The following is a 13219-nucleotide window of genomic DNA, read 5'->3' as shown; positions in this document are numbered from 1 at the left end:
GCTTGTTTTAGCTGTGGAGATTCGTTTGAATATCACATCAATTGTGGAGACGAGGACCTTTGACCTCCTGTTCTCCCTATCTTCTACCTGCGCTTTTGTCTGATTGTTGTATTTGAGCTCAATTTGTCAGGAATTGGGCAAGCTTTTGGTCAGGCTCCGGTACTTACCCGCATGAACCTCGGCTGTAGCCTCATCCTACGCGCCGCAGCCTCCCCGTGCGGCGCACGAGGGATAAGGAGCAGCCATGTCCAACGCACCCACGCACTCTGTCCACAGCGCAATCGCAACAGGTCCGCTGCTCCTACTCCTCTTCCTGCTTTTCGGCTGCCTGGCACCGGGAGCCGCATTTGCCGTCGATGGCTACGATCAGCTCGGCTTCCGCACCATTAGCGATGATTGTGGACCCTTCTTCATCGGCAAATATGAAGCTCAGGACGCCTCGATTGCCTACTGCATGAACCAGGAACGCCCCGGGCCCACCAAGCCGGGCGGCCCATGGCTCAACTTTGATCAAGGCTGGGTGTGGCTCGACGACGAGTTCGCGGCAATCGTTTGTCACGGATATCCTACCGCCACGTCGTTTGGCGGTTATCATCTTTCACCAGATCGCGGCCGCGCCGCCACCCAGCTTGCCGTATGGATGCTCAACGGCACTACCCATGTCGACGGCACCTACTCCTACACGACCGCTCAGGGCAAAACCAAGAGTGGGCACTTTACCGCCGACAATGAAGTCGTGGCGGCTGCGCGGTGGCTCCACGACAACGCAAAATCAGGAAGCATCAAAGCCGCTCCACACCGCGCGCGGCGCTATTTAGGAACCGTATCGGGCGGCAGCAAACGTCAAGACATGCTCTATGTACTGCCGGCGGTCTCTGTTTCCTTCCAAAAGCAGTCTGCGAACACCGTTATTACCAGCGGAAACAATACCTATCAGTTTGACGGGGCAACATTCGATGTTTTTGAGAGCGCCAGCGACGCACGTGTCGGCACCATCCAGATGGACGGCAACGGTCGAGCGCAGGCAGCACTTCTGCCCAATACGGCATACTACCTAGTTGAAACGAAGGCGCCGGCCGGCTATGTCCCCCGTCGTGATCGCATCGCCTTTACCACGGGGAATGACGGTGGACAGGTCACCATTGATGAACAGCCCGGCACCATCAACCTGTGTATCGTAAAACTCGATGCCGCGACGAATGCCGGCCCCCAGGTGGGATCTTCACTCGCAGGAGCAGAGTTCACGTGTGTGTCGCAATCAACCCCCGGATGGGCGCAAATCCTCACGACCGACGAAAGCGGTCGAGCCACCCTCACCGATGTCCCCCTAGGAACCTTTACCATCTATGAATCAAAAGCCCCCGAGGGCTACCTGCCATCCAATGACAGCTGGACCTATACCGTTGGAGCCGACCAGCTCGGCGATTCAGGCGTGGTCGAGATCGAATCTCGCGTTTCCGATATCCCCATTGCGTTTGACCTTGAGATTTCCAAATTCAAGGACTACGGCAATAGCGATCAATCCGGCCTGGAGCAGCCGGCAGGAGGTGTTGTCTTTGAGGTTGTCAGCAACAGCTCTCAGCAGGTTGTTGGCACGCTGACCACAAACATCTATGGCTTTGCCTCCACCAAAGATCAGTCAGAAGCATGGTTTGGCGCAGGCAAGCGACCCGCCGGTGTCCACGGAGCCATCCCATACGACCGCGCCGGCTACACCGTTCGCGAGGTTCCGGAAACCGTCCCCGAGGGTTTTAAACGTGCAGGGGAATGGACCGTCGAGGCCAATCAGATTTCCGACGACGCCGAGCTTCAATATATCGTGGACAACCACGCTCTGTCGACGCATCTCCAAATTGTAAAACGCGATGCCCAAACAGGCGCTTCTGTTCCACTAGCCGGATTCACCTTCCAACTACTAGACAGCAATCACGAACCTGTCTCACAAACTTGCTGGTATCCAGCACATAACGTAATGGACACCTTTACGACTGACGCGACCGGGACCATCACACTGCCCGAATCGCTCGTGCCGGGCACCTATTATGTACGCGAAACCTCGGCCAAAGATCCCTATCTTGTCGGCGAAGAGATCGAGGTAAACATACCCGCCGACATGAACCTAACGCCCGTTGCAATCGCCTCGTATTATGACCACGCCGCGACCGGAAACATCAGGATCGTTAAAACCGATGCCGTAGACGGCAGCAGCCTCGCGGGCGCCATCTTTGAGATCCGCGCCTCGGGTGATATCGTGCGCCCCGACGGTAGCATTGCCGCGCTCGACGGTGAGACTGTCGCTACTGTCATTACGGATGAAGCTGGAAAAGCACGCGCGGACGACCTCCCGCTGGGATCTGGTACCGCGCGCTACGAGGTTGTCGAGACTCAAGCGCCGGCAGGCTTCTTGCTCGATCGGACATCCCATATTGTCGACCTTACTTATGCCGACCAAAAAACGCCCGTTGTAGAAGCGCGGCTTAAACTATCCAACGATTACACCAAGGTTGATATCTCCAAGGTCGATGCAAGCGGAGAGCAGGAAGTGAAAGGCGCACAACTCACCTTATATGGTCCCGATAAAACCGAAATAGACTCCTGGACCTCATCCGACAAGCCGCACCGCGTCGAACATCTTGCACCCGGCACCTACTCGTTGCGCGAAATGATGTCTCCGCGGACCTATGACCTTGCCGAGGAGATAACGTTTGAAATAAAGGATACGGGAGAAGTCCAATCCGTCGCGATGAAGGATGCGCCCATCGAGATCAAAGGACAGGTCGACAAGCGTCAGGAGCTTGTCCAACCTATCGGGAAGGGTCTGCTGGCCAACGGCGATGGTAAAAATCGCGCCGCAACGCAAACCAATACGGACGGACTTTTCTCCTATACCATCGACGCTCGAAACGATTCAGCTACCTGGGTTGATGAGTTCACAATTACCGATGATCTTGAGTGTGCCGAGGACGATGCGGCGAGATTCGTCTCAATCGAAACTCCCGTCGCCATCGGCGACCTCAACGGTCTGTGCAACGTGTGGTATCGCACGACGCCGTTGGACTCGACAGACGTCGATGAGCCGGCAAACGCGACACTTGACGATGGGCACGAAAATCCTTGGCTTGAGTCCGACGAGGTAAAGGAGAGCCTTGGTGAGGACTGCCGCCTCGTCGATTACGACGGCTGGCACCTCTGGAAGGCGGATGTCTCGACCACGGAATCCACCACACTCGAGGCGAAAGAACTCGACCTTGCATCCAATACCGTCGTAACGGGTATTCGCATTGAATACGGTGCAGTAGCCGCCAACTTTACGACTCGAAGCGATGCAGATTCCTGGACCCGCGATGATCTCAAAGATGAGCACGACGACCTTGACGATGCCAAAGCAATCCTTGGCACAGACGCTCGGGGCGCAGTCGTGCACATGCAGGCAACGTCGGCTTATACGCCCCAAACCGCACTCACCAACAGCGCGCGCGTCGATCTTTGCCGCAACGGCGGCGGCGATAAACTTGAGTCACATGACGAGGACCGTGTCATTCAACGCTGTACCCTACCGCAGGACCTACCGGCAACAGGATCAGTTCCCATCGCCGCTTGCATCACCGCGCTCCTTACCTCGGGTGCCGCAGCCATATGGTTCGCTCGCCTTAGGTCGATCCCAAAGAAGCTCTAGCGCGATAAAAAAGCGGGCGCGCCAGTCCCCCGGCTCGCCCGCTTTCAATCATTTAAATCGCCGTATCTACTCTGCAGACGAAGATCCACCATCAACGATTGCCTGCTCGGACTCAGGAATCCCATCGGCACCCGTGCTCTGTTCTTGCTCCACCTCTTCGCTGATTGCGGAGGCGGGGGTCGAGCCCTTCGCACCCACGATGTAGGCAGCCCCAAATCCTAACGCAATGGCGATCAAGGTCAAAATCACGTAGACAGGCCAATGGCGCTTAATATACGAAAACACGTTGACTCCTTAGAGCTCCGTCTACGAACGGCGGATAACCTCGGTCACGACCTCGGATACCGTGGCAATGTTCGTCGGGTTGACATTGTGGGGCAGGTCGTCCTCGGTACGAGCGCAAGCCAGGCGCGTGCCGTCCACGCCGGCGATGGTGAGGGCTCGGCGGCTCGCCTCGAGCGCGGAGTAGGCATCGGTCTTGGCATAGGGCATCTCGAGCGCGCCACAATCGACATGGAACGACTTGCACACCTTGCTGACCAGGTTCATGATGCGGCGATCGCCCTTGAGCAGCTGCTGTTCGCCCTCAATCGTCACCACCGAAAGCCTACCGGCGCCGACGGATTCAAGATTGATGAAGAATACGCCGCGGAGCTTATCGCGATGCGAAGCCAAGAAGGCCTTCATACCGGCGCCATCACAATCCGAGGCGCCCGTTGCCACAAACCAGATATCGTGACCGAGCAGCTCATCATCGCCCATAGAGGCGACAGCCGAGAGCATATCTTCGGAAGAAGCGCCGTCGGAAGACGTAGCGCCGCCCTTCCAGCCATCGTTATCGTCCTCGAAATTATCCCACGAACCGATGCCGCGACCGGACTTCTTGGCATCGTAATCGTCTTCGACGCCCAGCCAATCACTCATGCTGTCCTGTTCGTTTTTCTTTTTACGACCGAACAGGCCGCCCAGGCCGCGCTTGCGAGACTTGGGTGCCGCCGGGGCGGGAGCCGAAATAGTCTCGATCGGCTGAGCGCCCGACGCAACGGGCATAGGAGGCGCAACGGGTGCCGATGTGGGTTCGGGACCCTGAGCGGTAGCAAAGGGGTCGTTGACCTGTGCGGAGGGGTCGGGAAGGTCGAACAGCGACGTGCGAGACGCAACGTTTGCCTGCTTCATCGACGGCAGCGACGGATCGGGGACCGAAACCAACGGAGACGAGGAAGGTGCAGGCGACGGAGCCGACGCCGGATCGGGAACATTCATCTGCGGACGCGGCGATGCCTGGGAGGAAATCTGGGCCATAAGGGAATCGACCGTTTCGTCCTGGGTGGGAGCAACATCGGCAACCGTGGCACCGGAACCACTCGGGGTCGGCATGGTGAAAATCTGCGTGGAGTAAGGCCTCGACTCATCTATCTCGGGAGCCTCGGAAACCGCAGGCACTTCCTCCTGCTCGACCTCGGTCGAATCATCTTGCTCGGCTGTCGCGTATTGCTCTTCGTCAGAGTTGGCCTCGACGGGCTCGTCCTCGGCGGCATCTTGGATTTCGGCGGCATCAATAGGCTCGTCATCGTCTGCCGCATCGCCCTGCTCATCGGAAACAGGAAGGGGCTCGGCGATCGCGGTGCCTTGCTTTTCAAACGTTATCGTGGAATCGAACTGCGCGGCATCAAACGACATGGTGCTATCGACGTGCTGTTGAGCCTCGAAAGACGTTGTCGCCTCAACAATATCCGCGGACGTCGGCTGCTGGGACTCAAAGGACGTTGTAGCTTCGGCGGCATCGACGGGCACGGACTGCATAGCCTCGTTCTGCTCGAACTCTTGCGCCGCGAGCTCACGTGCCGCCTCGGCTGCCTGCTGCTGAGCGATAGCCTCCTGCTCGGCAGCCTCGCGTGCGGCAGCGCGCTTCTCCTCGAAATCGTCGACAAATTTCTTGCCCTTTGCAAGCGCACTCTTAAAGAAGTTGGAAGCGCTGGCGCCAATCGAAGAGAACGCGGATGCGATATCGGCATGGGGCGTTGCCGCGGGAATCTCGGCTGAGAAATCAGTATCGCTCTCGTAAGACACGAGCCTCGGCTGTTCAACGTAATCGTCGTCAGACTCGTCCGCAACGTCTTGCGCCGGCGCGGCGGGAGCCAAAACGTCCAGTCCTGCAGCGGGATCGATCGCGGACACTGTCTCGGGCTCGGCAACGGCAGCGGCCACCGCGGCAGACTCATCATCCACGGTGGCAACGGGCGCAGGCGCAGTCACGACGGGGACAGGCTCGGACTCAAACGTCGGCTCCTCGCCCTCCTCGTAATCGAGCGTGCAGGACTCGGGAAGCATTCCGAGAGCACGGATGGCATCCGAACCAAAACGGATGTTGCCGGCGGCATTGCGATAGAGCTTGGGCTCGGGGTCGGGCGCGACAGGCTCCTCCGCCGGCTCGACAGCGGGAACCTCGTCATTGAACTCTTCGGCCTGGACAGCCTGATTCTGATCCTCGGGCACAATGGCGCCAATCAGCGTCTCGTCGGCAGACGCACCCTCAAAGCCCTCGATCTGCTCGTCGAAAGCCTCACCCTGTTCGGGCTCGGCCTGAGCGTCGGGAGCAATCGGCTGACCGAACTCGTCCTCGGCGTAGGTGGGCTCTTCATACTCGATGGTGTTGCCGTAGTCGTTTTGCTGCTGGGCCGCGGCATACTCCGCCGCTGCGCGCGCCATTTCCTCGGCACGACGCTTTTGCTCCCCAAAATAGGTATCGAACGGAACATCGTCGGGAAACTCGTTTTCGCCCTGGAAGGGAGCAACGTTGTCCATAACGCCGAGCATAGCGGCGACAGAAGACTTGTTGCACACCGCGCCGGACGTATAGGGAAGAATGTGGCGGTTAGAGATGATGTTTGCCGCGTTGGCAAGTGCAACGAGGGAAGCGAGGATCGCGACAATCCACAGCAGAACCTTGAGCGCGCCGGGGAGCGGCAGGATACGCAGGATGGCAACGGCAGCGGGGGCAACCGTGGCAACGGGCAACAACTTGGCGATGAGCGCACGATACGAAGCATAAGGCTCGCGGGCAAGCAGCTCAGCGCGGGGAGAGTCGTAGTGTGCGACAACGACCACCGGGCGGTTGCGCGGAGACGCAAGCGGGCCCGAGGCCTTGTGGTAGGCGATGACATTTTGGCTCACGCCCGTCTTGCCCAGGCGCGAAACCACGGGGTGGCCCGTGCGCTCGAGCACGTAGAGCACGGCACCGACAATGGCCAGCAAGGTGCCGACCAAGCCGATACCGCCGCCGATGCCCATCAGCAGGGCGCCGGCAAACGCAAGAATACCGGTAACGGCAAATGCCAACCTACTGGGCGCCGGGGCATTGAACTCCTGAACCTCGGGATCAAAGCCGTGGTTGCGGAAGATCTGAGCGATATCCTCGGCAGCCAAGCGCTCTTCTTCACTGCATGCCGGCGTAATGCCGGTGTTCTGCAGCAGGTGGTTAATATAGTTCTGGGTGTTCGCCATGTGCGCTCCACATCCATAATCCGACAAATAGGCCCAATGCATGCACATTAGAACCGTATATAGTCGAAAGTATACCCCGAGCGAGCGCAAACGACCGAAATTGGGCCATCTTAACGCCCCGAGCGGACAAGGATATAGCCTAATCTCCATATCGGACTAAAATCATGGCAGCAAACCACCTTCTCATGCGAGGACTCTATGACGGCAAGCGACACGACCGCGACAATTAAAAAAGGGAATTCGGAGCCCAGTTTCGATAAAACGGCTCAGCGCATCCTCAATCTTTTCTTTGTGCTCAACAGCTCTCCCGAACCGCTGACGACCGAGCAGATCGTCTTGGATTCTGACCTGGGATATGGCTCGGGCAACATCGACTCGGATAAGCGCAAGTTTCGGCGCGATCGTGACAAACTGCTCGAGCGTGGCATCTTAATCAAGGAGGTTCGCCCCGCCGGTGCGCAGGAGACCGAGGAAAGCTCGTGGACAATCGACCGCGAGCACACGTTTGCCGCAGGTGGCCTCATCACCGCAGACGACGCCGACATCCTACTCAACGCCATCGACCAGACGCTAGCGGCCGGCTCTTCCACCTTTGCCGCACCGCTTGCCGATATTCGCTCCAAAATTGCCTACCTCACCGGTGGGACGGCGGTGGACGAAGCACCGATCCGCCGCTCTCCCGCCGTCGATGCGGTATGGAGTGCCTTTGCCGAGCGTTGCGCGCTGCGCTTTTTGTACCAAAACGGACGCGGCGAGCAACGCGAGCGGACCGTTTGCGTCTACGGCATGTTCGAGCGCGAGGGCGTGGCGTACTTCTGCGGCCTCGACAATGTCACCGACGACATCAGGACATTCCGCTGCGACCGTATCGTTCGCGCTTGGCGTCCTTCGAAGGCCTACGCCATCCCTGCGGACTTCAACCTCAACGATTACTTATTCTTTGAGTTCGATTTTGCCGACCGACCGCCCGTTGCAGCTACGTTCTCGTTCGCCCCTCAGACGCAGATCGATATGATCAACGGTCTCACGCGCGGGCGCGGCGAGCTCGCACACACCGATTTGGGATGGACCTGGACCGTTGACGTGCGCGACCTTGAAGCCGCCGCTTCATTTTGCATGGCCCACGCCATGGACGGCATGAGGCCCGTGGCCCCAAAATTGCTCAAACAGGCGTGGAACCACCTCATTGAAAGGACGGTGCACGAGCATGCCCGTGCGTAAACTCACCAGCGAGCAGAGGCTCTCGCGCGCCATCGACATCATGGAGGCCCTCTACGCCGCCGGCGAGAACGGCATGACTCGAACCGAGATTTGCAGTCGCTTTAACATCACGAGGGTGTCGCTCGACGAGATTCTCGAGATCGTCTCGACGCTCGCTGATCGAGAATCGGGTGCGCGCATCATCTGCGAATGCCACGGCGAGCGTGTGGTCCTCACCGGTGACGCCGGGCGTGTGCTACCGCTGCGCCTGAGTGCCGCCGAGGGCGCTGTGCTCAACCATGAACTTGAATCGTTGGGGATCGAGCCGCAGACGGCGGCTCGGATTCGATCTGCTCTTCTACCCGAAGAGCTCGGCTATAACCAGCGCGTCTTTGACACCGTCAACCGCGGGTCGCACTGGCAGCAGCTGAGCTGCGCCATTCAGGACGGCGTTCGCTGTCGTATCTCGTATCGCTCGATGGACGATGCACGGCCACGCGAGCGTCTGGTCGACCCCTTGCGCATTACGGCAAACGGCGACCAAACATACCTGATTGCCTGGGACATCGCGGTCGATGAGCAGCGCACCTATCGCATGGATAAAATCGAGGGACTCGCCCTGACGGAAGACTCCGTCGTGCCTCACGCACCGGACGTTGCATCCCTCCACGATTCCCTTGCCCGGACGCAGCGTAGCGCAAAGCTCTTGATGCCATTCGATATGGCGGAGCATCTGGACTGGGCCGGCGTCACCCTCATCGAGCGCGGCGGGGCAGACACGGCAACGCTAACCGTGCATTATGGCTCCGAGCGTTGGCTACTGAGCCAGGTAATCGCAGCGGGCGGGGCCATCCGCATCTTGGATGACCCCGCCTTGTCAGAGCGTCTGTGCGATATGGCAAAATCCCTCGTCTGTCCGCTTTAGCGGCGCCGTTCGTGGCGTGCGCGCCACAGCTGTAGATAGTGCCCGATTTGTGCCGATTCGATGCGCTGATAGGAACTCGTGGGCAGCGACGTTAAGAATTTCTTGCCGTAGCCCTTCGTCACCAGGCGCGGGTCGGCCAAGATGAGTACGCCGCAATCGGTCGATGAGCGAATGAGGCGACCGGCTGCCTGCTTGACTTCAAGCACCGCCTCGGGCAGCGAATAGCGCGCCCAAGCGCGATCTTCGCGCAGATTGCGCTCGCATGAGAGCGGGTCTGTGGGGCTCGAGAACGGCAGCTTGGGAATGATGACGCAGCGCAGCGTCTCGCCGCTGGCGTCAAACCCTTCCCAAAAGGCCTTAAGCGCAAAGAGTGACGAGGTCGGTTCGTTGATAAAGCGATCGCGCAGACGGCGAGGGGACGAGTTGCGCTGCTGGCAGTTGAGTTCCAGACCCGCACGGGCCATCTTGGGCTCAACGCGGGCGTATAGGTCTTCCATGTCGCGCCGATTGGTGAACAGCGTGAGCACCGAGCCGCCCATGGCAAGATGCGCGTCGACCAGCACACGCTCGAGCGCCGTAAGATAGCTCTCACGATCGCGCGGATCGGGGATATCGCCCGCAACGACTACAGCCATGTTCGAATCGAAGTCGTAGCTCGAGTCCAAGTGCAGCGATGAGGATGTCGAGGCACTGATGCGATCGAGGCCGACGGCGTGGTTAAAGTGCTCAAAGCTCTTGGAAACCGTCATGGTCGCCGATGCAAAGATAGCCGTGTGGACCTCGGGCAGCCACTCGGTTGCCAAGGCCTCGCCAATATCGATACGCTCCGCGGTCATCGACTCGCCGCCGGCACGCAGCCTGCGATTGACTTGCAACGAATACACGTAGTGCTCATCGGTACCGTCAATGATGAGCTTGAGGTTCTCGGCCAGCTCGTGCAGGCGGCGCGAGATTTCACCCAGGTCGACAACAACCTCGGGCTTGTCGGCGGCGACGGCTTGTACCAACGCGTCGACGCTCTTGTCAGCTTGTTCCAATGCGTCGATGGCAGTGTAGGCCGACTGCAAGAAATCATGCCAGTCGTCAGATTCGCGCAGCTCGGGGCCAATCCATAGATTGGCATTGTCATAACCCCCACGGGCACGGCGGCCGAGCTCGCGAACGCCATCAAACACGTCGGCGATCGCCATGCTCGCACGCGCAACCGTCGAGGTCGCTTTGGCAGTAAGGCCCAGATAGAGCGTAGAGCCCCCGGAGGCTGCCAAATCACGGGAAACCTGGCTTAGCGCGCCGGTGCTCGAGCCGCCCAGGCGCTCAAACAGAACGCGTGATTCGTCCGCCGACACCACGCGCGCCCACTGACGGCGAGCCTCGCGCTCGATGGAATGGGCCTCGTCGATTACCCAATGACGAATCGGAGGCAAAATCCTGCCTTCGGCCGCGACATTGCGGAACAGCAGGGAATGGTTGGTGACCACCACATCGGCATGCGCCGCACGACGGCGAGCGCCGTGGACCAAACATTTATCAGGGAAAAACGGGCAGAGGCGACGAGCACACTCGCGCGAGGCCGTCGTAAAGTCGGGGCGGTTGACGCTGCGCCACCGAATGCCGAGCGAGTCGAGGTCGCCATCGGCTGATTGGCAGACGTACGCCATGATGACCGCGACTGCCGTAAGCGTATCGGCAGGATCACGCTTAGTCGTAATTTCGACTTGGCCGCGGCTCATGCGCTCAAGCTTGCGCAAGCATGGATAGTGGTCATAGCCCTTGAGGGCGCAAAACGATAGGCCTCCGTCCAGTTGCTCGGCAAGTTTTGGCAGCTCATGATACATGAGCTGGTCGGCGAGATTATTCGATTTAGTCGCGATACCAACCGTGATGTTGTTGCGGCGTGCTGCCTCGGCAAAAGGCACCAGATAGGCCATCGATTTGCCGACGCCTGTGCCCGCCTCAATTACACGATGAGTGCCCGTGACCAGCGCATCGCGGACCTCGAGCGCCATCGCGATCTGCTCATCACGCGGCTCGTAGGTGGGATACATGCGATTGACCAGGCCACCCGGCGCATAGTCTGCCTCAATCTCCTCACGACTCGGCATCTTGAGGACCGGCAGTTCGTCGGCGTCCACCCGATCGTCGGCGCGATCGGCCTTGAGAACGTCAGCACGAGCGGCGCTGAGAGAGAAGATAGAACCGGGGTTCTGCCCCGCCAAGAATGAGAATATAGGACGATAGGACCAGGGTACGTCGGGGTGCATGTCGGCCAGGCGCGCCATTAAGCCCTGAGGCAAGTCCCCGAGCGCCACGAGCAACACACGCCACACACCACACAGGGCGTCGACATCGGCGTTGGCGCGGTGCGACACCGAGTCGCAGCCAAACAGGTCGGCCATGAAAGACAGCTTATGCGATGCCAGGCGCGGAAGCGCGATGCGCGACAGTGCCAGCGAATCGATCCAGATGTCGCTGACGTTGACACCGCCCTTGACCGACTCGATAAACGAACGGTCGAAGGTGGCGTTATGCGCAATCACCGGGCAGCCACCGACAAATTCGGCGAGAGCGGCCACGGCCTCGACGGCCGATGGGGCATCTGCCACATCGGCATTTGTAATGCTCGTGAGCTCGGTTATCTCGGCGGGAATCAGCTGCTTGGGATGCACGAAGGTATCGAAGCGGTCGATGATCTCGCGGCCCGAAAGACGGGCCGCGGAAATCTCAATTAACTCGTTGTCCTGTACCGAAAGACCCGTGGTCTCGGTATCGAGGACGATAACGTCCTCTTCGATAAGGCCAAACGATTGGGTTTTGGCGCGCTCGGCAAGCGTGGCATAGGAGTCGATGACAAACTGCGGCGTTCCTGACGAAACCGCGTCCTCGATTAGCATGCAATGCCCGCTCGACGAAGACCCATACGGATCAGGCTGTCACAGACCTGCGGGAACGTCATGTCGTCGGTGTGGCGGATTTCATCCGGATACAGCGACGTATCGGTCATGCCGGGAATGGTATTGGTCTCGAGGATAACGGGGCCGTCCTCGCTCACGATAAAATCGCTGCGCGAGATGCCCAAGCAACCGAGTGCCCTATGGGCCGCACAGGCAAGTTCCTGGGCACGCGCATAGTTTTCGGGCGAGATCTGCGCCGGAATACGATGGATGTCAGCGGGATCGACGTACTTTACGTCCAAGTCGTAGAACTCGCAGTCCTCGGGCTTACGAATCTCGACGATCGGCAGGGCGCGCACGTCGTCCTCACCGTATACGCCGACGGTGATCTCGGTACCCTCGATGCACTTCTCGATCAGCACTTTGTCGCCGTACTCAAACGCCTTGGCGATTGCCGCGGGCAGCTCGGAGGGCTCATGGACCAGGGAAATGCCATAGCTGGAACCGTTGACGGCCGGCTTCACAAAGCAGCGCTCGCCACAAACCTCGACGATATGATCGGTATCGACTTCATCGCCCACCTCGAGCGCGAGGCCGGGGGCAATGGGAATGCCCGCCTTGGCGTACAGGAGCTTAGAGACCTCCTTGTCGGCACCGCAGGCGCTGGCAAGCACGCCCGAGGCCGTGTAGGGGATACCCAGGGTCTCCATGGCACCCTGCATGGCGCCATCCTCACCGCCGGCGCCGTGCATGGAGATAAATGCCACATCGAAACCGCCGGTCGCCATGGTTACCATAAAGTCATCGGCGGCGGTGTCGAGCAGCTCCACCGAGGTGTAGCCGGCTTCCTTCAGTGCCGCCACGACGTTCTTTCCCGAATTGAGCGAGATCTCGCGCTCGGCGGAATGACCGCCCGCCAAGACCGCTACGTGCATGTTCTCTAGGCTTTTACCCGGCATGGGCAGACTCCTCCTCTATAATTTCTGCAGCTGATACCATATTGTAGCGATACACTCTACGTTT

7 protein-coding genes are annotated in these 13219 nt (G+C 59.4%); 3 read left to right on the top strand and 4 right to left on the bottom strand.

All coding sequences use genetic code 11. The features are described 5' to 3' along the window. Positions 1-244 precede the first annotated feature (244 nt). Positions 245-3676, top strand: coding sequence for a SpaA isopeptide-forming pilin-related protein (locus tag DXC90_RS03785; protein ID WP_117734828.1), 3432 nt, complete (start codon positions 245-247; stop codon positions 3674-3676). Positions 3677-3742: 66 nt separating this feature from the next. Here the strand turns inward: DXC90_RS03785 and DXC90_RS03780 are convergent, their stop codons facing one another. Both DXC90_RS03780 and DXC90_RS03775 read right to left on the bottom strand, forming a co-directional pair. After that, a complete protein-coding gene (locus DXC90_RS03780) occupies positions 3743-3961 on the bottom strand; it encodes a hypothetical protein (RefSeq protein WP_022094153.1) in 219 nt (72 codons plus the stop codon). Between the two features lie 21 nt (positions 3962-3982). Further along, the gene (locus tag DXC90_RS03775; RefSeq protein ID WP_117734827.1) at positions 3983-7180 is read right to left on the bottom strand and encodes a hypothetical protein; all 3198 of its coding nucleotides are present in this window, start codon (positions 7178-7180) and stop codon (positions 3983-3985) included. Positions 7181-7378: 198 nt separating this feature from the next. Here DXC90_RS03775 and DXC90_RS03770 point away from each other — a divergent pair, with 198 nt between their 5' ends. Together DXC90_RS03770 and DXC90_RS03765 are read left to right on the top strand one after the other, a co-directional pair. Beyond that, positions 7379-8401: a YafY family protein gene (locus tag DXC90_RS03770; RefSeq protein ID WP_117734826.1), complete on the top strand. Its 1023-nt coding sequence runs from the start codon at positions 7379-7381 to the stop codon at positions 8399-8401. Further along, complete coding sequence (locus tag DXC90_RS03765; RefSeq protein ID WP_117734825.1) at positions 8388-9305, top strand: YafY family protein; 918 nt, start codon at positions 8388-8390, stop codon at positions 9303-9305. Before DXC90_RS03770 ends, DXC90_RS03765 begins: the two co-directional genes overlap by 14 nt. Here DXC90_RS03765 and DXC90_RS03760 read toward each other — a convergent pair. Both DXC90_RS03760 and DXC90_RS03755 read right to left on the bottom strand, forming a co-directional pair. Continuing rightward, on the bottom strand, positions 9302-12196 hold the full coding sequence (locus DXC90_RS03760) for a helicase C-terminal domain-containing protein (protein WP_117734824.1): 2895 nt from the start codon (positions 12194-12196) through the stop codon (positions 9302-9304). The genes DXC90_RS03765 and DXC90_RS03760 overlap by 4 nt on opposite strands. Next, positions 12190-13155 carry a D-alanine--D-alanine ligase gene (locus DXC90_RS03755; protein ID WP_117734823.1) on the bottom strand — a complete coding sequence of 322 codons (966 nt, stop codon included), beginning with the start codon at positions 13153-13155 and terminating at the stop codon, positions 12190-12192. The genes DXC90_RS03760 and DXC90_RS03755 overlap by 7 nt, the downstream gene beginning before the upstream one ends. Positions 13156-13219: the final 64 nt, after the last annotated feature.

This window comes from Collinsella sp. TF09-1AT (assembly GCF_003436895.1).
In the GTDB taxonomy this organism is placed as follows: Bacteria; Actinomycetota; Coriobacteriia; order Coriobacteriales; family Coriobacteriaceae; genus Collinsella.
Note: the sequence above shows the minus strand (reverse complement) of the source record. Positions and strands in the feature narration are given on the sequence as shown.